Source organism: [Clostridium] aminophilum DSM 10710, assembly GCF_000711825.1.
Classification (GTDB): domain Bacteria; phylum Bacillota; class Clostridia; order Lachnospirales; family Lachnospiraceae; genus Clostridium_R; species Clostridium_R aminophilum.
Genome location: NZ_JONJ01000004.1, coordinates 83,160 through 109,432, shown reverse-complemented (window position 1 = coordinate 109,432; position 26,273 = coordinate 83,160). Strand labels below are relative to the sequence as shown.

The 26,273-nt window shown below is 53.3% G+C and carries 19 protein-coding genes and 3 tRNA genes; 13 read left to right on the top strand and 9 right to left on the bottom strand.

The features are described from left to right. The first annotated feature begins 126 nt into the window (after positions 1 to 126). On the top strand, positions 127 to 990 hold the full coding sequence (locus BR86_RS0105460; RefSeq protein WP_031471979.1) for a histidinol-phosphatase: 864 nt from the start codon (positions 127 to 129) through the stop codon (positions 988 to 990). A 196-nt stretch (positions 991 to 1,186) separates the two neighbouring features. Here the strand turns inward: BR86_RS0105460 and BR86_RS0105455 are convergent, their stop codons facing one another. The 3 genes from BR86_RS0105455 to trmB form a co-directional block, all read right to left on the bottom strand. After that, positions 1,187 to 2,980 carry a Na/Pi cotransporter family protein gene (locus tag BR86_RS0105455; RefSeq protein ID WP_031471978.1) on the bottom strand — a complete coding sequence of 598 codons (1,794 nt, stop codon included), beginning with the start codon at positions 2,978 to 2,980 and terminating at the stop codon, positions 1,187 to 1,189. A gap of 281 nt (positions 2,981 to 3,261) precedes the next feature. Then, positions 3,262 to 3,334 (bottom strand) — tRNA-Lys (locus BR86_RS0105450). A 227-nt stretch (positions 3,335 to 3,561) separates the two neighbouring features. Continuing rightward, complete coding sequence (trmB, locus tag BR86_RS0105445) at positions 3,562 to 4,200, bottom strand: tRNA (guanosine(46)-N7)-methyltransferase TrmB (RefSeq protein WP_031471977.1); 639 nt, start codon at positions 4,198 to 4,200, stop codon at positions 3,562 to 3,564. Between the two features lie 362 nt (positions 4,201 to 4,562). Between trmB and BR86_RS0105440 the strand changes: the two genes are divergently transcribed. Beyond that, positions 4,563 to 5,864: an AfsR/SARP family transcriptional regulator gene (locus tag BR86_RS0105440; RefSeq protein ID WP_081844125.1), complete on the top strand. Its 1,302-nt coding sequence runs from the start codon at positions 4,563 to 4,565 to the stop codon at positions 5,862 to 5,864. Beyond that, on the top strand, positions 5,861 to 6,472 hold the full coding sequence (locus BR86_RS0105435) for a Maf family protein (RefSeq protein ID WP_051684601.1): 612 nt from the start codon (positions 5,861 to 5,863) through the stop codon (positions 6,470 to 6,472). Before BR86_RS0105440 ends, BR86_RS0105435 begins: the two co-directional genes overlap by 4 nt. Before the next feature lie 496 nt (positions 6,473 to 6,968). On the opposite strand, the gene BR86_RS0105430 is transcribed toward BR86_RS0105435, so the two are convergent. The 6 genes from BR86_RS0105430 to BR86_RS0105405 form a co-directional block, all read right to left on the bottom strand. Beyond that, positions 6,969 to 8,879, bottom strand: a complete 1,911-nt coding sequence (locus BR86_RS0105430; RefSeq protein ID WP_031471974.1) for a GHKL domain-containing protein — start codon at positions 8,877 to 8,879, stop codon at positions 6,969 to 6,971. After that, positions 8,876 to 9,601: a LytR/AlgR family response regulator transcription factor gene (locus tag BR86_RS0105425; RefSeq protein ID WP_031471973.1), complete on the bottom strand. Its 726-nt coding sequence runs from the start codon at positions 9,599 to 9,601 to the stop codon at positions 8,876 to 8,878. The genes BR86_RS0105430 and BR86_RS0105425 overlap by 4 nt, the downstream gene beginning before the upstream one ends. A 73-nt stretch (positions 9,602 to 9,674) precedes the next feature. Beyond that, positions 9,675 to 10,640 (bottom strand): LysR family transcriptional regulator, encoded by a 966-nt coding sequence (locus BR86_RS0105420; RefSeq protein ID WP_031471972.1) that lies wholly within the window; start codon positions 10,638 to 10,640, stop codon positions 9,675 to 9,677. Positions 10,641 to 11,210: 570 nt separating this feature from the next. Further along, positions 11,211 to 13,088 (bottom strand): hydroxylamine reductase, encoded by a 1,878-nt coding sequence (hcp, locus tag BR86_RS0105415; RefSeq protein ID WP_031471971.1) that lies wholly within the window; start codon positions 13,086 to 13,088, stop codon positions 11,211 to 11,213. Between the two features lie 231 nt (positions 13,089 to 13,319). Further along, positions 13,320 to 15,704, bottom strand: a complete 2,385-nt coding sequence (locus BR86_RS0105410) for a HAMP domain-containing sensor histidine kinase (RefSeq protein ID WP_051684600.1) — start codon at positions 15,702 to 15,704, stop codon at positions 13,320 to 13,322. A 17-nt stretch (positions 15,705 to 15,721) separates the two neighbouring features. Beyond that, positions 15,722 to 16,417, bottom strand: coding sequence for a response regulator transcription factor (locus BR86_RS0105405; RefSeq protein ID WP_031471969.1), 696 nt, complete (start codon positions 16,415 to 16,417; stop codon positions 15,722 to 15,724). Between the two features lie 313 nt (positions 16,418 to 16,730). Between BR86_RS0105405 and BR86_RS0105400 the strand changes: the two genes are divergently transcribed. From BR86_RS0105400 to BR86_RS0105355, 10 genes are all read left to right on the top strand, one after another. Further along, positions 16,731 to 17,306 carry a GerMN domain-containing protein gene (locus tag BR86_RS0105400; RefSeq protein ID WP_031471968.1) on the top strand — a complete coding sequence of 192 codons (576 nt, stop codon included), beginning with the start codon at positions 16,731 to 16,733 and terminating at the stop codon, positions 17,304 to 17,306. Positions 17,307 to 17,651: 345 nt separating this feature from the next. Beyond that, complete coding sequence (gene metG, locus BR86_RS0105395; RefSeq protein WP_031471967.1) at positions 17,652 to 19,682, top strand: methionine--tRNA ligase; 2,031 nt, start codon at positions 17,652 to 17,654, stop codon at positions 19,680 to 19,682. A gap of 20 nt (positions 19,683 to 19,702) precedes the next feature. Then, positions 19,703 to 20,488, top strand: coding sequence for a TatD family hydrolase (locus tag BR86_RS0105390; RefSeq protein WP_031471966.1), 786 nt, complete (start codon positions 19,703 to 19,705; stop codon positions 20,486 to 20,488). A 9-nt stretch (positions 20,489 to 20,497) separates the two neighbouring features. Further along, positions 20,498 to 21,370, top strand: a complete 873-nt coding sequence (rsmA, locus tag BR86_RS0105385; protein ID WP_031471965.1) for a 16S rRNA (adenine(1518)-N(6)/adenine(1519)-N(6))-dimethyltransferase RsmA — start codon at positions 20,498 to 20,500, stop codon at positions 21,368 to 21,370. A gap of 61 nt (positions 21,371 to 21,431) precedes the next feature. Beyond that, positions 21,432 to 21,507: transfer RNA gene (locus BR86_RS0105380), tRNA-Phe, on the top strand. Between the two features lies 1 nt (position 21,508). Then, positions 21,509 to 21,579: transfer RNA gene (locus BR86_RS0105375), tRNA-Gly, on the top strand. A gap of 304 nt (positions 21,580 to 21,883) precedes the next feature. Continuing rightward, positions 21,884 to 22,579 (top strand): MgtC/SapB family protein, encoded by a 696-nt coding sequence (locus BR86_RS0105370; RefSeq protein ID WP_031471964.1) that lies wholly within the window; start codon positions 21,884 to 21,886, stop codon positions 22,577 to 22,579. A gap of 172 nt (positions 22,580 to 22,751) precedes the next feature. Continuing rightward, positions 22,752 to 24,188, top strand: coding sequence for an NAD(P)/FAD-dependent oxidoreductase (locus BR86_RS0105365; protein WP_031471963.1), 1,437 nt, complete (start codon positions 22,752 to 22,754; stop codon positions 24,186 to 24,188). A gap of 14 nt (positions 24,189 to 24,202) precedes the next feature. Next, positions 24,203 to 25,468, top strand: coding sequence for an NAD(P)/FAD-dependent oxidoreductase (locus BR86_RS0105360; protein ID WP_031471962.1), 1,266 nt, complete (start codon positions 24,203 to 24,205; stop codon positions 25,466 to 25,468). Between the two features lie 3 nt (positions 25,469 to 25,471). Continuing rightward, positions 25,472 to 25,840, top strand: coding sequence for a DUF1667 domain-containing protein (locus BR86_RS0105355; protein WP_031471961.1), 369 nt, complete (start codon positions 25,472 to 25,474; stop codon positions 25,838 to 25,840). The last annotated feature ends 433 nt before the right edge of the window (positions 25,841 to 26,273 follow it).

The window sequence follows — 26,273 nt, the reverse complement described above, 5'->3', positions numbered from 1 at the left end:
GGGGCCGGAGACTCTAAAATGCGGCGAAAGCCGGCGGAGAACGGTTCCGGAGAAGAGAAAGGTCGAAACCTTTCGGAATTGAAATGACGGAAATACGGAAAGAGAACGTACAAAGAGGACGGACAGATGCAGCTTTTGGATAATTATCATACGCACTGCACTTTCTGTGACGGGGAGAATACCGCAGAGGAAATGGTGCAGGAGGCAATCCGGCTCGGATTTGAACGGATCGGCATGTCGAGCCATGCGGACACATGGTTTGATCCGGAATACCGGCTGGATACCGCCGGATATCTGGCGGAGATCGCCCGGCTCCGGGAAGTGTACCGCGGCCGGATCGATGTGATCGGCGGCGTGGAGGCGGAGAACCTTGGCGCGGAGGATCCGGCGGGAGGCCGGATTCATCTGGGAGAGGTCGATGCGGCAGGAAAAGCGGAATACCGGATCGGATCGACACACTATCTTCATGTCGGAGACCGCTATGTCGCGGTCGACAATACGGAGAGCGAATTCCGATTTCTTGCGGAGGAATATTTTCATGGCGATTATTACGCGCTCAGCCGCGCGTATTACGACCTGGAGTCGAAGGTGGTCGAAAATACCGAGTGCACGTTTATCGGGCATTTTGACCTGATTACACGCTTTAATGACACCCTCCGCGTGCTGGATGAGACGTCGAAAGCGTATCTGGATCCGGCGCTGGAGGTCATGCGGGCGCTGACCGAGACCGGTATCCCGTTTGAGATCAATATGGGAGCGTTTGCGAGAGGGAGAAAAAAAGAACCGTATCCGTCGCGTTATCTTTTGAAGAAACTTCACGAATTCGGCGGAAGGATTGTCATCAGTTCCGACGCGCACAGGAGAGAACTGCTTTCCGGCGGTTTCCGGGAGGCGCAGGAAGCGGCAAAGGCGTGTGGTTTTACGCACACCAATATTCTGGTCCGTGAAGGAGAGGGACTTTCCTGGAAAGAAGTGGCGTTAGACGAATAAGCAGAAAAATACCGCAGATCCGCTCATCAGGCGGAGCTGCGGTATTTGTAATATTACTCTGCGGGGATGCGCATGCCGCTGAGTGGAAAATGTCACCTTGCGGTAACCGTCGGCGGTGCGAAAAGTCCGCGAACTCCCCCGCAGATAAGGAAGGGAAGTCGCGGACTTTGTTCTGTGTTATGTGAGAAGAAAAACGTCAGTGTTCGTTTTTCGGAAGTGCATACCGGTCACTGAACTTCTTGACGAGAAGCTCGAATTCCGGACCTTCTTCTTTCTTGACCATCTCGAGATACTCATGGGTATCAAACTCATTCGTGTCATCCAGCAGAAGATCGATGCCGATGTTGCTGCAGTGATCGCCGACACGCTCCAGATCGGTCGCGAGATCCGAGAGATCGATGCCGAGATCGACGGTGCACTCACCGGTCTTCAGACGGTTGACGTGGCGCTGACGGATCTCAATGGTGAGGGCGTCGATGACTTCCTCGAGGGGCTCGACGCTGCGCGCAAGATTCCGGTTGCCGGTGATAAAGGCGTCCACGGAAGTATTGACGATCTCGAGGACGGCGTCACAGTAGGTCAGAAGCTCATCGGAAGCCGCGGAAGAGAATTCCCTCTTGCCTTCATGCATCCGGATTGCGATTTCCTGCACGTTCAGCGCGTGATCGCTGATTCTCTCCAGATCGCCGATCGTGTGAAGAAGAACGGAGAGATCCTGATTGTCTCTGCTGGAGAGCTGGCTTCCGTTGATTTTGACCAGATAGGTTGCCAGTGCGTCGTCATAATGGTCGACGCGGTCTTCCAGCATAGCCACTTTGTCTGCCGTCTCCTGGTCAAAATCGAAAATCAGGGAAATGGCGGCGATCATACTTTCTTTTGCGTAGCCGGCCATCTCACGGGCGGAAACTCTCGCCTGCTCCAGCGCAAAAGCCGGGTTGGGGAGGAAGCGGTCGTCCAGGATTGCCAGTGCCTGCTCGGATTCGCGGATTTCTTTTTCCTTCGCGTCGATCGGAATGGTCAGAAGCGCAAGCTTTGCGAGAATGCCGGAGAACGGAAGCATGATCGGGGTTCCGATCAGGTTTACCAGTGTGTGGATTCCGGCGATTCCCACCATTCCCGCCGCAGAGGAGAGGAAACTGAAATGGAATACCGCGTTCAGGCTGTAGAAGATGATCATGGCACTGGATGCCTTGATTATATTGAAGTACAGATGCATCAGAGCGGTGCGCTTACCGTTCTTCCCCGCTCCGAGGGAAGAGAGGATGGCGGTGATACAGGTTCCGACCTCGGCGCCGATAACGACCGGAAGTGCGATCGCGTAGGTGACGTGGACGGAAAGTGAGAGCGCCTGCAGAACACCGATGGTTCCGGCGGAGCTCTGAATCACCATGGTGAACAGCAGACCGACCAGAAATCCGATGACCGGATTGCTGAAGCTCATCAGAATCTCGACAAAAGATTCGGAGTCCTTGAGCGGGGCAACGGCATTGGACATGTTCTGCATACCGAACATCAGCACCGAAAAGCCCAGAAGGATGGATGAGATATTTTTCTGACGGTCGGTTTTGCCGAACATCAGGAGTCCGATTCCGGTGATGGCCAGAAACGGGGTAAATGTGGCCGGCTTCAGCATATTCATGAGCAGGTTGTCACTGCTGATGGCATTTAAGCTGAGGAGCCATGCCGTGAACGTCGTTCCGAGGTTTGCACCGAGGATGACATTGACTGCCTGATGCAGGGACATGATGCCGGAGTTTACCAGACCGACAACCATGACGGTGGAGGCGGAAGATGACTGAACCAGTGCGGTCACGCCGATACCGAACAGGTAGGCGATGATTTTGTTTTTCGTGATCTTTGCGAGGAGTGTTTCGAGACGTCCGCCGGAAGCCTGTTGAAGACCCGCGCTCATGATGCTCATTCCGTAGAGGAAGAGCGCCAGACCGCCGATGAGGCCACCGACCAGCTGGAGTAATTCGATAGAAGTCATTGTTCTTTATTGTTCCCCTTTTTTCATAAACTCATTCGTTTGTAACCTTATTTAATATATCTGAAAAAATCGTGAAGGGCAATGCGCGGAACATAGAAACAACGGAGAAAGTTTGGTTAAAATTCGGAGCAATTTTGCAAAAACGGAGAGACGGACAAAAGAAGAGGAGAAGAATACCGGGAAAACAGGAAAACTATGAAACCGATAGGATTAAAAGATTTTCGAGATAAAAATAAAGCACCGACCCCGGGGCTCTTACGTCCTCAAAATCGGTACTTTCGTGCGCCTTCAGGGACTCGAACCCTGGACAAATAGATTAAGAGTCTACTGCTCTACCAACTGAGCTAAAAGCGCATTTCTTAAGTTGTTTGCCGCTCGCTCTCGCGAACAAGATGTATTCTAATACCGGGGGATACAAAAGTCAAGCATAAATTATAAAAAAATAAATTTTCTGCTCAAATGCGACAAATTCGGATGGGATCTTTGCCGGAAAATGGCCTGAATACGCGAAAAACTGCAACCATAAAAAGACCGGGCAGCCGGCGGTTGAAATTCCAGCCGGCCGCCCGGAGAGTTTTTTCTCAGCGCGGAACCGCAATCATTTTACAGATCGGATTTCCCTTGGAGGAAAATTTTTCTTCGTATTCGGTCATTACGTTGCCGATTCCCATGGTGCTGTGATGCAGATCATAGGTCAGCGCGGTGAAATTCCAGCCGGAGGCCGGGACACTGGTTACAGAGTAGTCGAAGAGTCCCCGGTTGTCGGTCTTGAACTCAAGGTGTCCTTTCGGGTCAAGGATCTTCCGGTAGACATCCATGAAATCCGGAGAGGTCAGACGTCTCTTGGCGTGGCGGTCTTTCGGCCATGGATCGGAGAAGTTCAGGTAGATGCGGTTTACCTCGCCCGGGGCGAAGGATTCGGCGAGAAGGCGGGCGTCCACGCAGATGAAGCGCAGATTCGGCAGCGGGTCCGCCTCCATTTTTTCAATGGCCTTCAGAAGGACGGTGGGATAGCGCTCGATTCCGATGTAATTGATGTCCGGGTGCAGACGGGCCATATCCATGATAAAGCGGCCCTTTCCCATGCCGATCTCGATGTGGAGCGGAGCAGCCGTTCCGAAGAGATCCGACCAGGAGGCGCGGTGGTTTTCCGGATCGTGAATGACATAGCAGCTCTCGGCGATGCGCTCCTCGGCACCGGGGATATGACGAAGTCTCATAGTATCGTTCTCCTTCTATAATTAATAATTCTGATGGTAAAACGGCTGTTTTTTTCGTCCCACTGTAAAGGGGGGAAAAGGACAGCGATAAAATAAAATTTATGATTTTTATTTTGATTGTCGATGATAACTGAAGTACAGAATAACAAATCGGCAGCAGCAGATGAATCATACATGAAAGAAGACCAAACTGCAAGTGCCGGGCTCTCGTATTCTTGATTTATTATTTTTTTATGATATACTCAAAATGTGATAATCATAAAATGTATCATATTTGATAGCATGATTGCAAGGGAGAGAGTGCCAAAGTTACAACCGTGCGTAATCGGCACGGATAAGAAAGTTAGAAATGAGGTAGTTTTATGACCGAACAACCAGCAGTAATCGAGATCCAGATGCTGGGTGGCTTTTCGCTTCGATATAACGGCGAAAGGGTGACGGTTGGCAGAAACAGTGCCCCCCGTTTCATGCAGCTGCTCCAGCTGATCTGGGTTAAAGGGGAGGAGGGAATCTCCCGCGATAAGTTGATGGATTCGTTATATGAAGATAACGGTCTGGCAAACCAGAACAACAGTTTCAACAATCTGATCTATCAGATGCGCAAGCAGATGAGAGCCGCCGGGCTCCCGGATGCCGATTATATTGTAAAAAAAGGTGGTCTGTTCGTCCAGGATCCCAATGCGCCGGTCCGGGTCGATGTGCAGGAATTCCGCGAGCTTTTAAAGCAGGGAGATGCGGAGATCGAGGCAGACAGACGGTATCCGTATTATCGAAAGGCAGCATTGCTCTATGCCGGAACACTTCTTCCGGGTCTGACCAAATCGCTCTGGGTTATTTCCGAGAGTATTGAACTGAAGAATCTCTATACCCGATGTGTCCGTTGGCTTTGTGAATACTGCCGCAGAAGGGATAATTTCAGTGAATTGCGCAGTATTGCGGCATCGGCAGCCGTCATTTATCCGGATGATGACTGGCAGGCCGTTCATATGGAGGCACTGACGGGTCTTGGCCGCTATCGCGACGCCTACAAAGTGTACACACAGGCAAGTCATCATTATACCGATGATCTCCAGCTCCCGCCGTCTGAGAAACTCACAGAGGCATACCGCGTCCTGAGCGAGAAGATGAATCACGAGGCGGGCAATGTTCAGACACTTCGCGAGGAGATCCGCCGGGACGGAGAGAAATACCGTCTTCAGCTGAATGATATCAACGGTGCATATTACTGTCCGTATCTCAGCTTCCTGGATGTCTACCGCATTCTGTGCTGGAACATGGAACGTATGGGCCGTCCGGTTATGCTGATGGTATGTACGCTGACCGACCGTGAAGGAAATGTTCTCCAGAATGAGGAGAAGATCAAGCGGGTATCGGATTCCATGCGCAAGGCACTTCATAAGAGTCTGCGAAGAGGCGATGCCTTTACGAGTTATTCCAATCTTCAGTCGCTTGTTCTTCTGGCAGGCGCCCATCAGGAGGACTGCCACACGATTGCAATGCGTATTCGCCGTGAGCTTCGCGAGATCGCGGGACAGAACACGTATTTCCGCTACACCGCAAGCGCAGCGGAAGAGCTGATGAAGAAGATTGAGATCGAGCACGAGATCGGCAAACGCGCCGGCTCGGATGAGATGGACAATGTGGACGGAGGAATTACAGCATGATTATTCTGGCATCCGGTTCCCCGAGAAGGCAGGAACTGATGCGCCAGGCCGGCTTTGAGTTTGCGGTCCGTCCGGCGGAAGTGGACGAGACCAATACAGATCCGTCCCCGGCAAAGAGAGTGGAAGAACTCTCCGCCCGGAAAGCAAAGCATGTATACGAGAGCAGCCGTGAGATCGAGGACTGCATTGTCATCGGCTCAGATACGCTGGTCGCGTCCGGGGAGACGATCCTCGGCAAACCGAAAGACCGTGACGAGGCGATCAGGATGATCCGGCAGATTGCCGGTACCACGCACGAGGTCCACACCGGAGTGACCGTGATGTGGAGAGAAGACGGAAAAGACCGCAGCTGCACCTGGTCGGAGACCACGGAGGTTGAGGTCTATCCGATGACGGATGAGGAGATCGCTTCCTACGCCGATTCCGGCGAGCCGTATGACAAGGCAGGAGGATACGGAATTCAGGGCGCATTTGCGGTCTATGTGAAGGGGATCCGCGGAGATTACAATAATGTTGTCGGACTTCCGCTGGCGAGCCTCTGGCAGAAAATGAAGCAGCTGGGTCTTCTGAAGAAGGTCATGGCAGAGCGGTTCGACGCCGATCGATGACCGGTGCATAGAATGGGATCGAAAGACGTTTAAAAACGATCAACGATCGAAGAACAAATCAGACGGGAGATCCGTCCGTAAAACAGATGATGATTGAGAAGCAGGATATTCGGTGCAGGGCGCCGGATGTCCTGCTTTTGTAGTACAGGGAATTTCGCCGAAATTCCCTGTACTACAAAAACACTATGATTTGGGAGTGAGGAGGCGGAAATCCTTGCCTGCCCCGGCGAAAACCGGCCGACAGGACGAGATATCCACCGGTAAAAGATAGTTATATACACATTTTTGTGGATATGTGGATAAAAATGTGGGTGAACGAGTGGTCGAAAATTCAAAATCAGACTACAAGATATTGTTTTTCCACTGTTTATCGACCAAGATTTGGGGATAATGTGGAAAAAAAGTGGATAACCCATCCGGATTATCCACCTGTGAATCCAATATTCGGAAAAAAGCCGGTTAAGCCGGCAATGTGGTCAGAATTGCTCAGGAACGATCAGATTTCGATATAGACACTGGCGCGGAACTGATGATGGTCGTACTCGAATTCCGCACTTCCGCCGTGTTTTTCCGCGAGTGACCGGATCGAGAGGATTCCGGTTCCCGGACCTTCCCGCTTGGAGGAACAATAGAGACCGTGTTCCGTCTCCTGCGGGGCAGTCAGACAGCTGTTATCCGCCGTGATGAAGAGCATATTTCCCTGAACCAGTGAATGGAACCGGATAAACCGCGGCCCGATGCCATCGTGATTCTTTGCCGGTTTCGGTACAGGCTTCCCATCGGTTTCGGGGAGCACCGCTTTGGTGACCGGAATGCGGTTGCAGGCTTCGACGGCATTTTCCAGAAGGTTTCCGACGATGATGCATATCGTGGAATCGGCGACATGCTCCAGAACGGACGGAATCTGTGCCTGAATCTGAATATCGATGCCGGCCTCTTTCGCGAGGGCGCTGTAGTACGAGAGGATCGAGCTGACGGCCGGGTTATCACAGTACTGTTGGACATTTTCCAGCGGGACAGCGTCGGAGACAGAGCTCAGATACGCCCGGAGATCGGGATAGCGCTTATCCTCCAGCATGGCGGACATCGTCCGCAGATGATGACGGAGATCATGCCGCTGTTTGCGGACTTCTTCGGTGTGCGAGAGAAGAAGGTCGGTACGGGCCCGCTGAACGTCGATGGTGCGGTTCTGCAGACGGACTTCATTCTGCAGCATCATATTCCGGAACTGCAGTTCGTTTACGCTGTTGTAGTACTGGCCCGCGAGCACGCCGAGAAGGAGCGAAAACAGAATGTATCCGATCTGGAAGAAAAAGGTGTTCCGATCGCTGAAATGCAGATAATAGTTGAGACCTTCCATATAGGCGCTGAGGGTCAGAGCAAGGTATGCCGCGGTAAAGAGCCACAGCTGGGCGGAGCGTCTGGCCAGGGAGTGCCGGATCAGAACAACTGACATCATGGTGATTCCGAGGACAAGGGTAATGTGGAAATACGTCATTAACCGGTGGAAGGGCAAAATGCCCATGACCTGCAGGATGGTGATCCCGAGCAGCGAAACCGTATAGTAAGAGGCGGCAATCCGCGGAAAACGCCGGTTGTTCATCCCGGTCAGGGTGTCAACCGCGAGAAAGAGCGGAATGACCAGGAAATAAAGGCCGGAGTAGGCCATGATGTAAAAGAGCGAAGGCTTCTGAAAGAGATATATGGCAAATTCGTTCTCGGCGAACTGCCAGCAGCCGACGCTTGCCATCGAAAGTCCCGGATAGAGCAGGACTTTGCTGCGGTCGATGTCCCGGAAGACTATCGGCGTGATCAGGATCAGGCCAAGGCCGGAGATGATAAAGACCAGAGAGAACAGCATCGGAATCGCGTGATGACGGATGAGCGTCTTAAAAACACCGACCAGCGATCCGGCCCGGATATCATGAATGGTCAGTGTTTTCGCCATCTGCGGGACATGATATCTTATACAGATCCGGCCGCCGCTCCGGTTCGGAGTGGCCGGGATCGGGCGAAGGCGCACACTGATATAGTTTGACGGAGGATCGCGGAAGATGGACGGATAGGTTCCCTCCATTCCGTATTCATATAGTTTTCCCTGTTCATCGTATACTTCCAGAGGACTGTGGATGCTGCTGAAATACAGCACCGACTCTGGATCCGCGTCCACGCTGAACGATACCTCTACCGTGGAACCCGGATCGAGTCCGGTCAGATAGGCCGGGAGAGCCATATCGCGGGTTTCGCCGTTTATGGTGACCTCGGCGTTGGGGATTCGGACGGAGGTCTGGCTGAACAGCGCTCCCGGAGAATAATTGAGGGCGGTATTCAGCAGATACAGTACCAGCAGTCCGAACAGCGTCACAGAGGCAGTAAATAACAGGGGAAGAGTTTTCCTGAGTGTCATGACAAATCTCCTCTTGCACGGCTGAACATATAACTTTTCAGCACGTCTTTGGCTTCCTTTAAGGTGTTCCGTCGGATGTACGCGGCGCCGCCGTCTGACATCTCAAAGAGCAGAAGCTCCGCGTTCAGCTTCTGCACATGGGACAGATTGGCGATGAAGCTTTTGTGGCAGCGGAAGAAAGGCGGAAACGGAAGCATTTTCTCCAGATCATCCAGCCGGAGAGGGATCCGCTTCATTTCCCCGCCGGTCAGAAAGACTTTGGAGGAACGATTATCCTGTTCGATATAGGTGATCCGGGCGAGCGGAAGACTCAGATCTCCGCCGTCCGTGCGGACGGAGAGGGACGGCCGCCTGCGCTGTTCTTTTACAGCGAGCTCGACGGTTTCCCGGACTTCCGATGGATCCAGCGGTTTATGCAGATACCGGTTAACGTGGAGGCGATATCCCTCCAGTGTGTAGTCGAGGCTGGTTGTAATGAACGCGATCGGGACTTCTCTGTCGATCTCGCGGATTTTTGAGGCTGCATCGACACCGTTCATGCGGTTCATGAAGATGTCCATCAGAAGAAGATCATACTTTCCGGGGTAATACGCATGGAGCAGTTCATCGCCGTCACGGAACCATTCGGCAGAGCAGGGGATTTCACTGTACTGCAGAATGTCTGACAGGCGGCGATACTCTTCTTCGTTGTCTTCGCATATAGCAATCAGGATGGTATTCATAGGCAGTTTGGACGGTTATAACCGGTTTTGGACTGTGGTTGACGGAAGCGGTTGCGAAAATGGTTCAGCCCGGTCAGATGAGGACATCCCGGCGGCTGCGGAGTTCTACGATGCGGTCCCGGTACTGACGGATCAGCATGTCGCGGAAGTCGGCGGCGTATCCCGGCAGATACCGGTTTTCACCGGAAATAATGTCGACCCGGATCTTCGAGGAGAGTCCGCGAATGATCAGGGGACGGACACATTCCTCCGGATCGCCCTGCTGGCTGGAGATAAAATTATGCTCGATCAGGAAACTCTCCGGGCAGAAGAAGGCCGTCTCGTGATTCTGACAGAGCATGAGCTGCGTGAGATAGTCGCCGATCTCGCAGACATAGTTTGCGCGGACGTTTTTCTCCGTGAGGAAAGCTCCCATATGCCTTGTGACGGCACAGGTGAAGGAGGTGCAGGTGAGGGGAAGCCGGCTCAGACTGTCGGCGTCGATCCAGGCCTGACCGGGAACCCGATCCGGAAGATACTGCTTCAGGAGCTTTTCGGTTGCAAACAGGTAGACCGGTTCTTCCAGAATCATATCCTTGCGGTATCCGTTCTGCGGAGGAATGTCGAGGCCAAGCATCATATCCAGTTTTCCGGACTCGAGATCCTGCAGAAGCTGCGGTGTCTGTTCGGAGATGAGCGTGACACGGACATTCGGATATTTCTGGTGGTATTCCCGGTACAGCGCGGGAAACAGGAGGTGGGCCCGCTCGACGTGGATGCCGACCGAGATGGTTCCGCTGACATCGGCAGAGTTTTTGCTGATTGCCCGCTCGAGGTTGTTTTCGATCTTCTGGATCTCCACGAGGGAAGCGTACAGGATTTCTCCCGCCTGGGTCAGCTTCAGGTGCGGGGTCCGGTCAAAGAGTTTGACATCGTAGCTTTTTTCGAGCCGGCGGATGTGATCGCTCAGGCACTGCTGTGTGACAAAGGCTTTCTCCGCAGCGCGGGTAAAGTTCATTTCTTCGACCGCATACAGGAACATCTGCTGATTGGTTGTCATGAAAACCTCCGAATAAATAAAACTGGGAAACACCACCACATCTCACTTGTTTTTTCGGATATACAAGAAAGTGCGGATAGCAGTAAATAATGCAGAATGGTTGTGCATCTTGTATTTTAAAGAGAATCGTATAAAGATGTTGTACCTTAAAATTACCAAATAGACAAGTATTATCTTGTACCGTCATCCAAAAAGACCTGTTTTGAAAAAAAGAGGTCCAATGATATTCTGTATACACATCAGAGAGATAAGTACTCCTTATACTTAAACCTTCTTTAATGCAGACTGTTCGGGCCCGGTGTCCGGTACAGCCATAAAACTGCGGATCTGCTCCGGTACCCCCATACCGGGCAGAAGAACCCCGCAGGATTCTGAATACAGCAGTTACTATTTTTTTCGATAAACTCCATCATCTTGTTTTACGGGAAAAGCCCCGGTGCGAATGCACCGGGGCTTTTCCTGTCTGTCCGCTTGCAGAACACCGGGCACGAAATGCAGATTCCTTTGCGCCATCCGGCAGCAGTCACACTGCCGGATGAAAACAAGACCTGCGCTTCGGGCCGGGGCGGATTACTCTTCGCCGCCGAATTCATGCTCGATCAGCTCGATGATCTCGTCTGCGTCCATTCCATGTACGGCCGCAGCCTCCTCTAAAGTCTCATACGTGGAGGAACCGCATCCGATGCAGTGGAGTCCGCAGGACATCAGCAGCGGAACAACATCCGGATACTGACGGACGATATCGCCGACCAGCATGTCTTTGGTGACGTGAATCTTCTCGGAGAAGGATTTTTTGGTTCCCTCGATGTCCTCGAAGAAGATCTTCATGTCATCTTCTACGGTTCCGATCCCGGCGATGCCGAAGTTCTTTACGAGAACATTGGCCACATTCGGGGAGAGGAACGCCGGAAGTGTCGGTCCGAGGTGGATATTCTTTACGCCGAGGTAGAGGAGCGCGAGAAGAACGATAACCGCCTTCTGCTCATACCAGGCAATGTTGTAGACGATCGGCAGATCGTTGACATCCTTTACGCCGAAGATGTCCTTCAGCTTCAGCGCGATCAGCGCCAGGGAGTAGGAGTCATTGCACTGGCCGGCGTCCAGAACTCTCGGAATGCCGAGGATATCGCCAAGCTGGAGTTTGTTGTACTTGTACTTTGCGCAGCCGGCAGTCAGGATGATGGTTCCCTTCGGCATCTTCTCCGCAAACTCGGTGTAATAGTCTCTGGACTTCATGCGGCCGTCGCAGCCCGCCATGACAACGAATTTTTTGATGGCGCCGGAGCGGACGTTGTCGGCAATCATGTCCGCAAGTCCCGCGACCTGCTTGTGCGCAAAGCCGCCGACGATATAGCCGTCCTCAAGCTGTGTCGGAGCCGGACATTTCTTTGCCTGCTCGATGATGGCGGAGAAGTCCTTATGACCGTTCTCATCCGCCTCGATGTGTCCGCAGCCCGGGTAGCCTGCCGCGCCGGTGGTCCACAGGCGGTCACGGTAGCTGTCCTTCGGCGGAACGATGCAGTTTGTGGTCATCAGAACCGGTCCGTTGAAACTCTCAAACTCTTCTTTCTGCTGCCACCATGCATTGCCGTAGTTGCCTGCAAAGTGAGAATACTTTTTGAACGCCGGATAGTAGTGTGCCGGGAGCATCTCGGAGTGGGTGTATACGTCGACTCCGGTTCCCTCGGTCTGCTGAAGCAGCATTTCCAGATCCTTCAGGTCATGGCCGGAGATGAGGATTCCCGGGTTCTTGCGGACGCCGGTCTCAACGCGGGTGATCTCCGGATTGCCGTATGCCGCGGTGTTGGCCTTGTCGAGCATTGCCATACCGTTGACGCCGTATTTACCGGTTTCCATGGTGAGGGCGATGAGTTCGTCGACAGAGAGGGAGTCGTCCAGTGTCTTGGTCAGGGCTTTCTGGATGAAGGCGTCGACTTCCGGATCGGACTGCTGAAGAACGTTGGCATGCTTGGAATAGGCGGCAAGTCCCTTGAGTCCGTAGGTGATGAGTTCGCGGAGGCTTCGGATGTCCTCATCCTCGGCGGACAGAACACCGACCTCATCGGATGCGGCTTTGGCGGCGTAAGTCTCTTCGCCGCCGTCCCAGGTGGAAGCGTCCGGCAGAAGCGCCGTGTTCTGAAGGCGGGCAAAGAGGGTTCTCTTTGCGTTCTGTGTCTCGGTGATCCGCCGGATGATGGCATCTTTATCGAAGTTTGCGTTGGTAATGGTCGTAAAGAGGTTGGTGGTCACCATACGGTCAATGTCCGCAGAAACCGTGCCGCCCTCTTCGCGAAGGCGACAGGCGATAGCGGAAAGTCCTTTGGTTACATAAACCAGAAGATCCTGCATTGCTGCGAGGTCCGGTTTCTTTCCACAGACACCGACAACCGTACAGCCGGTTCCCTTCGCGGTTTCCTGACACTGGTAACAAAACATTTTCTCGTCCATAATGTATCTCCTCATATGAATGAATGGTTAAATTGGTATCACCCGGCAGGCACCCGGTTTCAGGCACCCGCGTCGGGATGTATTATATTGTGCCGGCCGTTTCCGGCGCGGTAACAAACGTTACATCTGGTTTCTGTCATCGATTCTTTCTCCGAAAAATCCATGATGCAGGGGATAAAGTCTTCTCCCGGGAAGGCGGGATGAGACCGGAGTCCGACGGTGTGCGCTGCGCTATGGCAGGATGTCGAAGGTCACTTCCGCCTTGAAGAGGTCCCCGTCGATCACGATGCGGAAATCTCCGTGCATCAGTTCCGTGAGGCTCTTTGCGATGGAGAGTCCGAGTCCGCTTCCCTCGGTAGTGCGGGAGACGTCGCCGCGGACAAATCGCTCGGTCAGCTCATCCGGATTGATGTTCAGCTGGGAAGACGAAATGTTCTTGATCGTAAAGACGGCGCGGTCCGGCACGGCAACCGGACTTCCCTGTTCGGTTGCGGCCTCGGCGGCTGCCTGCAGCGTCGCAAGGTCCGCATGTCTGCGGGTCAGATCGACGTAGACGCGGCTGGAATCCAGCGCGTATTTGCACACATTGGTAAACAGGTTCTCGATGACGCGCCACAGACTTCTTCCGTCCGCGCGGATCATCATGTGCTCGTCCGGCGCATTCATAACCAGTGTCAGATGGCGCTGGGCGAAGCGGTCCTCAAATTCGCCGCTGGCCTGCATGACGAGTTCGACGAGATCCAGTTCCACCATATCCATGCGGATGTTTCCGCTGCTTGCCTTGGACGCTTCCACCAGATCTTCGGTCAGCGTCTTGAGCCGCTGCGATTTCTGCGTCAGGATCTCGAGATATTCGAGGATGCGCGGATCGGTGATATTTTCCCGCTTGATCAGATCCACATAGTTGATGATGGATGTGAGCGGCGTCTTGATGTCGTGCGAGACATTGGTGATCAGATCCGCCTTCAGGCGTTCACTCTTGACTTTTTCACGGACGGCTGTCTCCATGCCGTCTCCGATATTGTTGATCCCTTCGGCGAGGAGAAGCTCCCGGCCGTCAAAGGTCGACGTGTCGATCTTGTAGGTGCTGTCACCGGCGGCAAGACGCTCCACGGCATCGGCAATGCGGTCCAGCTCGGAGTAGCGGCGCATCAGAGCGCCGAGAACCCAGAGGTTGAAGACGGCGATCGCCCCGAATACGGTAAAGAGCAGCGCATGGGTGATCGATCGCGGAAGCAGAATGCGCTCCCGGATAAACCAAAACAGCAGAATCAGTGCGGCATTGACCATCAGATAGAAGAGGAACGATGCGGTCAGTCGTACACGGAAAGGCCGGTGCACGGCTGCCATGGCCATCCGGTCATGCCAGATCCGCAGAAAGCTGTTCGACCAGATAACTCTGGCCTTGTACCGCCTGAGCAGGCTGAAAAATGTGAACAGAATGCAGAGATAGCCGGCAGCCATCAGGATGGACTGATCGGCCATGTACCAGGACTCCTCCGGCAGCGTCAGATGCGCGATGCGGCAGACGACGATGCGGCAGACCGCGTATGCGAGAACGGCGAGGACGCAGCTGATCAGAAGTCCGGTCTCGGTTCTGGTCTGGTCAATGCGGTGAAGAAAAATCTCATTTGTTCCGTCGTGATGTCCGGACACCATGATCAGGTAGAGCAGGGTGACGAGCGACACCAGGGACCCGAGGATCATCAGGACAAAGCCGCCGATGTAGTATTTCTGCATGGCGCGGTAATCCGACGACTGCTCGGAGTAGATGTCACGGACCGGATAGGTCGTGTCAACCGCCGCAATCATATAGAAATTGCTTCCGCTGTACGGATTGACCGCCGCGAGCGCCGGGATCGTGTTGAGCGGAATATCCGGAATGTTCGTGTCAAAGAAGACCGAGTTGCCCGGAAGGATGGCGTATTTTTCGTACTGCTTGACATTTTCCTCCGTGAGCGACGGATCGTTCTCGTAGACTTCCGTCTCATGTGTGGCGGGATCCGCGTAGACGATGCGGAAATGCAGGTTGCTCGGAGAAGCGATCAGCCGCTGATAGGTTGTGTAATATACATGGAGCGTGTCCATGATCGAGAGCGCGGTCTCATTCAGGGTTCCGCGCCGGGAGTCGGACGCTCCGGTGCTGGTCTCGTCGGGATTGATGGCCGTCCAGAGAATGTAGCCGCTTTTGTCATGGGGATCGATCCCAGGTACAGTGCTGGTTTTGACATAGGAAAAGTCTTCATTTAACTTATATCCCGATGACTCCAGCTGGTGGATCAGGTCTTCGAGCGTGTAGTTTTCCGTATCGGAAGGACCGAACATCATGGAGACCATGCGTTTTTTCAGGCTGACGGAGTCGTCCGTGCCGAAGGTGTCGCGGTACTTGATGTAATGGAAAATGTTGGTCATATCCCGGTTGAACTGCTCGTTGAAGCCGGAGGTATCCTCATAGGCGGTATCCGAGATCCGGACGATGCCGACGCCGAGATTGTCGTTCATGTACATCGTGCCGATGCCGAAGAGCGTGATCACCAGAAAAAACAGGTGAAGGAGGCTCGCTGTCAGTTTTTTTACGGACATCGGAAGGCCCGATAAATTCTGTAAGGTATTCATAGGCTGTCCTCAGCGAATCACTGCTTTTCAATCTTGTATCCGACGCCCCATACCACCTTGAGATAGCGCGGCTCCCGCGGGTTGATCTCAATCTTCTCACGGATGTGACGGATGTGGACGGCGACGGTGTTGTCTGCGTCGATCGGTTCCTCTTTCCAGATTTTCTGGTAGATCTCGTCGATGGAGAAGACTTTTCCGGTGTTGCGGACCAGAAGAAGAAGGATATTGTATTCAATCGGCGTCAGTTTGACCGGCTTCTCATCGACGGTGACTTCCTTGTTGTCATCGTTGATCTCCAGACCTCCGCATCGGAAAATGTGGCTGTCATCCTGGGAATCCAGATTGCCGAGCTGTGTGTAGCGGCGGAGCTGGGATTTCACTCTGGCCACCAGTTCCAGCGGATTAAACGGTTTGGTGATATAGTCGTCGGCGCCGATATTGAGTCCCAGAATCTTGTCATTGTCCTCGGATTTGGCGCTGAGGATGATGATCGGAATACTGCTGTTTTCACGGATCTTCATGGTGGTGCGGATTCCGTCGAGGCCGGGCATCATGACGTCGAGAATGATCAGGTTCACGTCATTCTCCTTCAGGACTTCAAGCGCTTCTTTTCCGTCATAGGCCTTCAGGATGCGGTATCCTTCGCTGCTCAGATAGATTTCGATCGCCTCGACGATCTGTTTATCATCATCACAAACAAGAATTGTCTGCATTGTCATACTCCCTTCGGTGCTTTCTGTCGTTTTACTTATATATAATAGAAGATATAGTTTATTTTTACAAAGAAGATATGGTTTATTGTACGATAGCGGGGTATAAACTTCAAGCGACAGGAATCTTAACGCGGGCCGGTCCCTTTCCGCGGAGAAAAGTGAGGATGGGAGTCTGACACAAAAAGATGAAAAATCTGTGAAAAGAATCTTAAAAGAGGATTTTGCGGTTGTGGGAAAAATGCCGTTGTAGTATAATTCGTACACGTTTGGGAAAAAATAATCAGGCAATGAACGATACAGGAGGAAGAAAACGATGAAAAAATTTGCAAATCTGGCAGCAGGTCTTGTTCTGACCGCAGCGCTGGCCGTTTCCGTGACCGCATGCACACCGACCAAGAACAATCCGGCACAGGCAGCAGCGCAGTCGGCACATGATCAGGAACGTGAACCGTCCACGACACCGGACGGTGCGGCAGTTGAGACTGTCGACGGTGCAGAAGAGAAGAAGAATATGGTTGTGACGGAAGATCCGGCAGTGACCGTATGTGTATACAGCATGAAGGATGACCATTCCGGTCTCAAGCAGAACATGGACACCATCGACGGCGAGGAACTGGATGCGCAGAAGCTGATCGACAAGATGGCGGAGCTTGGCGTTCTTGAAAAGGATATCAAGGTGAACTCTTTTGAGAATAAGGACGGTGCGCTGACACTGGATCTCTCCTCTCTGGAGAAGAAGGATGACCGCCTGCTTCTTCTGGCACTCAGCAACACCTTTATCCAGAACTATGACGCAAAGACACTGACGCTGAAGGTTGACGGCAAGGAAGTCGGCGAGATGGAGTTCGTAAAGAAGTGGAAAGAGATCAGCGCGGATCAGCTGAAGTAATTCTGACAGAAAACATGAAGAGAAAGCAGATGCCGGGGCCGGGTGCGGTCGCCGGCATTTGTTGTGTAAAAGGCCGTCAAACGGCTGGCGTGTCTGCATGAGACCGGGCGTCTGCCGCGATAACGCGGCGAAGCCGGTGAAGCATGTTTTGCCCGTTGGCGGAGAGAAGGGGCGCGCGAAGTTCGCCGGCGGACTTTGTTGACAAAAAAAGCCGGAGAGAATAGACTTGTTCTATATAATTTGGTCGAGTTATGCCCGTTTCCCGGCAGTCTTTGGATATGCGCGCAGAACGCGGAGGAAAGACGGGATTTCAGGCTGAACGATAGAGGAATGGAGGAGTTTGTCATGACAGAGAAAATCAGAAAGCCGTATTACATCACCACGGCGATCGCATACACATCCGGAAAGCCGCATATCGGCAATACCTACGAGATTGTGCTTGCAGACAGCATTGCCCGTTTTCGCAGGGAAGAGGGATATGATGTCCGCTTCCAGACCGGAACCGATGAGCACGGACAGAAGATCGAGCTCAAGGCTGCGGAGGCCGGAATCACACCGAAGGAATTTGTCGATCGCACGGCAGGCGAGATCCGCCGCATCTGGGATCTGATGAACACCTCCTATGACCGTTTCATCCGCACCACCGACAGCGACCACGAGGCTCAGGTTCAGAAGATCTTCAAAAAGCTCTACGATCAGGGTGATATCTACAAGGGTTATTACGAGGGCTGGTACTGTACGCCGTGCGAGTCGTTCTGGACAGAGTCCCAGCTCGTTGACGGCAAGTGCCCGGACTGCGGCCGCCCGGTTCAGAAGGCAAGGGAAGAGGCGTATTTCTTCAAGATGAGCAAATATGCGCCGCGCCTGATCGATTACATCAATGAGCATCCGGAGTTTATCCAGCCGGTTTCCCGCAAGAACGAGATGATGAACAACTTCCTTCTTCCGGGACTGCAGGATCTCTGCGTATCCAGAACCTCCTTCACCTGGGGAATTCCGGTATCCTTCGATCCGCGTCACGTAACCTATGTATGGCTGGATGCGCTGACCAACTATATCACCGGCATCGGCTTTGACACCGACGGCAATCACGGTGATCTCTACCGGAAATACTGGCCGGCAGACCTTCATCTGATCGGCAAGGATATCATCCGCTTCCATACGATTTACTGGCCGATCTTCCTGATGGCTCTCGGCGAGCCGCTTCCGAAGCAGGTATTCGGACATCCGTGGCTGCTGCTCGGAAAAGGAAAGATGAGCAAGTCGAAGGGAAATGTCATCTACGCCGATGATCTGGTTGACCTCTTCGGTGTGGATGCGGTCCGTTATTTCGTTCTGCATGAGATGCCGTTTGAAAATGACGGCGTCATCACCTGGGATCTCATGACCGAGAGAATGAACTCCGATCTGGCGAATATTCTCGGAAACCTGGTGAAGAGAACCATTTCCATGACCAACAAGTACTTCGGCGGCGTGGTGGAGAACCGCGGCGCGGCGGAGGAAGTGGACGAGGATCTGAAGAAGACCGTTCTGGAAGCCGTTCAGACCGCAATCACCAAAATGGGTGAACTTCGCGTGGCCGATGCGCTGACCGCGATCTTCGACATTTTCCGCAGAAGCAACAAGTACATCGACGAGACCTGCCCGTGGGTTCTGGCAAAGGATGAGGCCGGACAGGACAGACTGGCAACGGTAATGTACAACCTCACCGAGTCCATCACGATCGGCGCGTCTATGCTGGCATCCTTCATGCCGGAGACTTCGGAGAAGATTCTCTCCCAGCTGAACACACAGAAGCGGACACTGGATGAGATGAAGGAGTTCGGTCTGTATCCGAACGGCACAAAGGTTGTGGAAGATCCGGAGACGCTGTTTGCCCGTGCCGACATCAATGAGATTCACAAGAAGGTTGAAGTGATCGAGGCAAAGCAGAGAGAAGAGGCGGAAAAGGCGGCAGAGACCGAGAAGGAAGTGGCAAAACTCGGGGAGTCCTCTGATTCGGAGGATGCTTCCGGAAATAGTGATGCGGTAGTGGATGTGGAGAAGAAGGCGGAGATCGTTTATGACGACTTCGCGAAGGTTCAGCTCCGCGTCGGAAAGATTATCGCGTGCGAGGCGGTGAAGAAGTCAAAGAAGCTTCTCTGCTCCAAGGTTCAGATCGGAAGTGAAGTGAAGCAGATCCTCTCCGGAATTCATCAGTTCTATGAACCGGAAGAGATGGTCGGAAAGCAGGTTGTGGTTGTGACCAACCTTGCACCGAGAACCATGGCGGGACTTCAGTCCGAGGGCATGCTGCTTTGCGCGGAGGATGCGGAAGGAAATCTCGCGCTCCTCAAGCCGGAGAAAGACATGCCGGCCGGCGCCGAGATCGGTTAAGACAGGGTTTTTAAACATTCATGGCATATATTTTTGATACACATGCTCATTACGACGACCGCGCGTTTGACCGGGACCGGGAGGAGGTTCTCTCCTCCCTTTCGGCGGCGGGGATCGGCCATGTGACCAATATCGCCTGCGATCTGCAGTCGATCCGGACCACACTCGATCTTGCGCACCGGTATTCCTGGATGTACGCTGCGGTCGGTGTTCATCCGGAATATGCGGAAATGCTCACGGAAGAGAATTTTCATATCGTGAGGGATGCACTCAGGGATGAGAAGACGGCGGCGATCGGAGAGATCGGCCTCGACTATTACTGGAAGAACAATCCGGAGCATCCAACCCAGCGGTACTGGTTTGCACGTCAGCTGGATCTGGCCTATGAGACCGGTTTTCCGGTGGTCATCCATTCCAGGGAAGCGGCGAGGGATACGGCCGATATTCTGAAAGCGCATCACGGGCCGGACATCGGCGGTGTGATTCATTGTTTCGGATACTCGAAGGAGATGGCCCGCGAGTTCCTGAATATGGGATTCTATATCGGGATCGGCGGCGTCGTGACGTATAAAAACGCGAGAAAATTGAAGGAAGTGGCGGAATACGCGCCGCTGGACCGGATTCTGCTGGAAACGGACTGTCCGTATATGGCGCCGGAACCGCGAAGAAGCGACCGCAACGACTCCTCCCGGCTTCCTTCTGTGGCGAAGATGATTGCGGAGATTCGCGGAATTTCAACGGAAGAGGTCATCCGGGTGACCGAGGATAATGCGTTTCGGATGTACCGGATCCGGAGAGAAGAATGAAAGGTACTTATGGATAATCTTGCCATACCCAAAAATACGATAGAGATAATACAGAAATACAACTTTGCGTTTCAGAAGAAATTCGGACAGAACTTTCTGATCGATCCTCGTGTTCTGGAAAAGATCGTTGTATCCGCCGGGATCGGCAAAGAGGATGCGGTGCTCGAGATCGGCCCCGGGATCGGAACCATGACGCGGAGACTCTCGGAGTCTGCCGGCCGGGTGATCGCGGTGGAGATCGATGACCATCTGATTCCGATCCTTCAGGACACACTGTCGGATCTGGACAATGTCACATTGATCCACAATGACATCCTGAAAGTCGATATCGCGAAGCTTGCGGAAGAATACAACGGCGGCCGGCCGATCTGTGTGGTGGCGAACCTGCCGTATTACATCACCACTCCGATCGTGATGAATCTGTTCGAGAGCGGCGTTCCGTTAAAGACGATCACCGTTATGGTTCAGAAGGAAGTGGCGGAGCGCATGCAGGCGGGACCGGGCACGAAAGACTACGGCGCACTCTCTCTTGCGGTGCAGTATTATGCAGAGGCGGAGATTGTGGCCAATGTACCGCCGAATTGCTTCATGCCGAGACCGAACGTCGGCAGCGCGGTCATCCGTCTTACGCGGCATGAGAAGCCGCCGGTGGAGGCACAGGATTCAAAGGAAATGTTCCGCCTGATCCGGGCGGCCTTCGGACAGAGAAGAAAGACTCTGGTGAACAGCGTCTCGAACGCACCGGAGCTGTCGTACTCGAAAGAGATGATTCAGGCGGCGCTCGGCGAGTGCGGATTCTCCCTGACCGTGCGCGGAGAGGCGCTTACTTTATCGGATTTTGCAAATTTACAAAAAAGTTTGCACAATATGATTGACAAGTAACGTAAACTTTGATATTATATCACCGTTGCCGGTGAGCACAGCGCTTACGGACAGCGGAAATGCCTAGATAGCTCAGTTGGTAGAGCGGAGGACTGAAAATCCTTATGTCGTTGGTTCGATTCCGACTCTAGGCACCATGCAGGTGTAGTTCAGTGGTAGAACACTAGCCTTCCAAGCTAGATATGTGGGTTCGATTCCCATCACCTGCTTTACTTTATAGGATGCTTAAGAGATGAGAGAGCACACATTTTCCTACAGGGAGATGTGTGCTCTTTTTTTATTTCATAGGAAATTTCTCCGAAATTCCCTATGAAATAAAAACGCTCCGCGAGGATGCGCATGCCGCCGAAAACAGGAAATCACCTTGCGGTGACGGGCGTCACCGCAAGGCGTCCGAAAACCGCTCTTCCGGATTGCGGGAAGGGGAGTTGAAGTACGCATGCGGCCGTTGTTCTGCTAAAATGGAATCAGGCACGGGGGAGACCGCGCCGGAAAAGAAGGGAGGAACAACTCATGTGGACATGGTTTATAGAAACAGCAAGGGGATGGAGCGCAGCCGGAATTCTGATCCGGCTTGCCTTTTCGCTTCTCGTGGGAACTGTGATCGGGATTGATCGCGGACTCAAGCACCGCGGCGCGGGAATTAAAACTCATGCGCTGGTCTGCCTCGGATCGGCGGTGGTGATGGTGACCAGTGAGTATGTCAGTATGACATTTCCGGATATCCGGGCCGACATGGTCCGTATGGGAGCGCAGGTCATCAGCGGCGTCGGCTTTCTGGGCGTCGGAACCATCATGGTGACCGGACGTCATCAGATCCGAGGACTGACCACGGCGGCGGGACTCTGGACCTGCGCCTGCATCGGCCTGGCGGCCGGCATCGGTTTTGTGGACGGCGCATTCTACGCACTTCTGATGGTTGTGTTTATTTTCAAAATTCTGAATCGTCTGGACGGTTTTGTGCGCGACCATGCGAAAGTGCAGGACTACTATGTGGAGTTTGTGAACGGATCCAGCGTCGGCCTGTTTATGGAAGAGATGCGGAACCGCGGAATCCATATTTCGAATCTGGAACTGGTCAAGAGCAAGATCAAGGGCGAAGGACCATCAGCCGTGATGACGCTTGAGATTGAGGACAAGCAGGTGCGGGACCGGATTCTGGGCGATATCCAGAATCTGGAATACGTTCGCTTTGCGGAAGAAACCTGAAACAGCGTGCGATAATCGGAAGCGGAACCGTTTTTAAGCCAGAGCCGGATACATAGAAACAATCCGGATCCGGAGATTATGGGGGCCGGCGCGAATGCGCCGGGAAGAGAACAGGCCGGAACGCCGTGAAAGGGCACGGCGTTTCATATAGAGTACAGGAGGAGAGTTTGAGATGAGTGAGAAGACTTACGATGTGGTGGTAATCGGCGGAGGCGTGATCGGTTCCTCGATTGCCAGAGAGCTTTCCCGCTACCAGTGCGATGTACTGCTGGTTGAGAAAGAAGAAGATGTATGTTCCGGGACTTCCAAGGCGAACAGTGCCATTGTCCATGCCGGATTTGACGCCAAGCCGAACACCCAGAAGGCGGAGATGAATGTCAGAGGCAATGAAATCATGGGCGAGCTCTCCGAGCAGCTGGATTTTGCGTTCCGCAGAAACGGCTCCATGGTTCTGTGTTTTGACAAAGAGAGCGAGCCGGCGCTGAAGGAGCTGTATGACCGCGGTGTGGCAAACGGCGTCAAGGGTCTGGAACTTCTCACCGGTGATCAGGCGAGAGCAAAAGAGCCGAATCTGGAGGATACGGTGACGGCAGCGCTCTGGGCTCCGACCGGAGGTATCGTCGATCCGTTTGAACTCACCATTGCCATGGCGGAAAATGCGGCCGATAACGGCGTGGAGTTCCGTTTCAACACCGAGGTTCAGAATGTCGAAAAGACCGCGGACGGATACCGCCTGACCACGAACAGCGGCGATATTTCCACAAAGTATGTGGTCAATGCAGCCGGCGTCTACTCCGACCGGATTCACAACATGGTTTCCGAAAAGAAGCTCTCCATCAAGCCGCGCCGCGGCGAGTATATGCTTCTGGACAAGAATGCGGGCGGTCTCGTGGACGCGACCATTTTCCAGCTTCCGACCAAACTCGGAAAGGGAATTCTGGTGACCCCGACCGTACACGGCAATATTCTTCTGGGACCGACCGCGGTGGATCAGGAAGACAAGGAAGCGACCAACACCACACCGGAAGGTCTGGAGGATGTGCAGGCAAAAGCCGCGCTCTCCGTAAAGGGCATTCCGGTCCGTCAGGTCATCACGTCATTCTCCGGTCTGCGTGCACATGAAGCCGGCGATGACTTTATCATCGGCGAGTGCTCGGATGCGGAAGGTTTCTTTGATGCCGCCGGCATTGAGTCCCCGGGACTGACCTCTGCGCCGGCGATCGGCGAGTATCTGGCAAAGCTTGTAGCGGAGAAGGAGAATTTCTCCAAAAAAGCGGATAAAGACTTCATTGCGACCCGCAAGGGAGTGATTCACGCGGCAAATCTCTCTCCGGAAGAGAGAGCGGAACTGATCCGCAAAAATCCGGCGTACGGCATGATGGTATGCCGCTGTGAGATGGTCAGCGAGGGTGAGATCGTCGATGCGATCCGCCGTACACTCGGCGCGAGAAGCATGGACGGAATCAAGAGAAGAACCCGTCAGGGCATGGGAAGATGTCAGGCCGGTTTCTGCACGCCGCGTGCCATGGAGATCCTCTCCAGAGAGACCGGAATTCCGATGGAAGAAATCTGCAAGAACCGCAAGGGTTCCGAGCTGATCAAAGGCTGAAGGGGGAGAATGTCATGAAAGAGTGTGATGTAGTAATTATCGGCGGCGGTCCGGCAGGTCTCGCTGCGGCAGCTGCGGCAAGAAAAAACGGCGTGGAAGATATTCTGATTCTCGAGAGAGATTCCCGCCTCGGCGGAATCCTGAACCAGTGCATTCACAACGGTTTCGGTCTTCACACCTTCAAGGAGGAGCTCACCGGACCGGAGTACGCGGCGAGATATATCCGGGAAGTTATGGACATGAAGATCCCGTTCCGTCTGAATTCCATGGTTGTCGATATCAATGACAAAAAACAGGTCACGGTCATCAACCGGGAGGAAGGGCTGGAAGTGATCCAGGCAAAGGCGATCATCCTTGCGATGGGATGCCGTGAGAGACCGCGCGGCGCCCTCAACACACCGGGATATCGTCCGGCGGGCATCTACACCGCGGGAACCGCGCAGAGACTGATGAACATTGAAGGATATATGGTCGGCAAAGAAGTGGTCATCCTCGGCTCCGGCGATATCGGTCTGATCATGGCAAGACGTCTCACGCTGGAAGGTGCGAAGGTCAAGGTGGTCGCAGAACTCATGCCGTATTCCGGTGGTCTGAAGAGAAATATCGTCCAGTGTCTGGATGATTACGGCATTCCGCTGAAGCTCAGCCATACGGTAACCAATATTGAAGGCAAAGAGCGCATTACCGGCCTGACCCTCGCTGAGGTCGGCCCGGACAGAAAGCCGGTTCCGGGAACAGAGGAGCATTACGACTGCGATACGCTTCTTCTCTCCTGCGGTCTGATCCCGGAGAACGAGCTCAGCCGCAGCATGGGCATCGACATGAATCCGGTTACCAGCGGTCCGATGGTCAACGACCGTCTGCAGACCGGACTGCCGGGTGTATTTGCCTGCGGCAACGTCCTTCATGTACATGATCTCGTGGACTATGTATCCGAAGAGGCGACCAAGGCCGGCGAAAATGCGGCAAAATATGTCCTCGGTCATGAGGCACAGGCAATCCATACCGTGACGCTGAAAGGGGAAAACGGTGTTCGTTATACCGTTCCGCAGACACTCAGCCCGGAGGCGATGGAGGATCTTCTGACCGTCCGCTTCCGCGTAGCCGATATCTATAAGAACCGATCCATCGTGGTATCTTTTGACGGCAAAGAGGTGCAGCGGATTCCGAAGAGAATCATGGCGCCGGGAGAGATGGAACAGGTTATTCTTCAGAAGAAAAAGCTTGCGGAATTCCCGGATCTGAAGGAAATCGTGATCCGCACGGAAGAGGAGGCATAAGTCATGGCTGAGATCAGAGAACTTACTTGCATTCAGTGCCCGATGGGGTGTCAGCTGAGAGTCACAATGGAAAACGGTGAGGCGGTAAACGTCGAGGGCAACACCTGCCCGCGGGGCGAGATTTACGGAAAGAAGGAAGTGACCAATCCAACCCGGATCGTGACCAGCTCCGTTCCGGTTGAAAACGGCGAGATTGCCCGCGTATCGGTCAAGACGGCGAACGATATTCCGAAGGGAAAGATCTTTGACATCATGAAGGAGATCCGCGAGGTTACCGTGAAGGCTCCGGTTCATATCGGTGATGTGATTATTGCCGACGCGGCGGGAACCGGTGTGAAGATTATTGCGACCAAGGATGTCGAGAGAGTCTGAGGCAATCGGCCGGGATCTCTCCGGGAAGGCGTCCATGCTGAATGATCTTGTCGGTAAATTCAAACTGGACAAACAATAATAAAATAGAAACAGGAAAGCATTTTGTGATAAAACGCTGCAGTTTAGCGGGTCGGGATCAACATCCCGGCCCGTTTTTTTACGCAAAATGTGATTTTTTTTGCAAATATTTGACTGAAACTGAGAGAAAAGGCATTCGGCGCCGAACAGATTTATGCAGAGAGGTGTCTTGAACAGGGAGACCGGTATGGAAAATGACGAAGCACGGAAAAAGCGGTCACACCGAAAGGTGTAGATTGTATACAAAGGAAAAGAGAGAGCATACAGTCTTGTCATGAAATGTGCCGATATTGAAAAAATGGCTTGAAACAAGGGTTTTCAAGCCATATAGTGGGTAACTGTGTCAAGAAAAGAA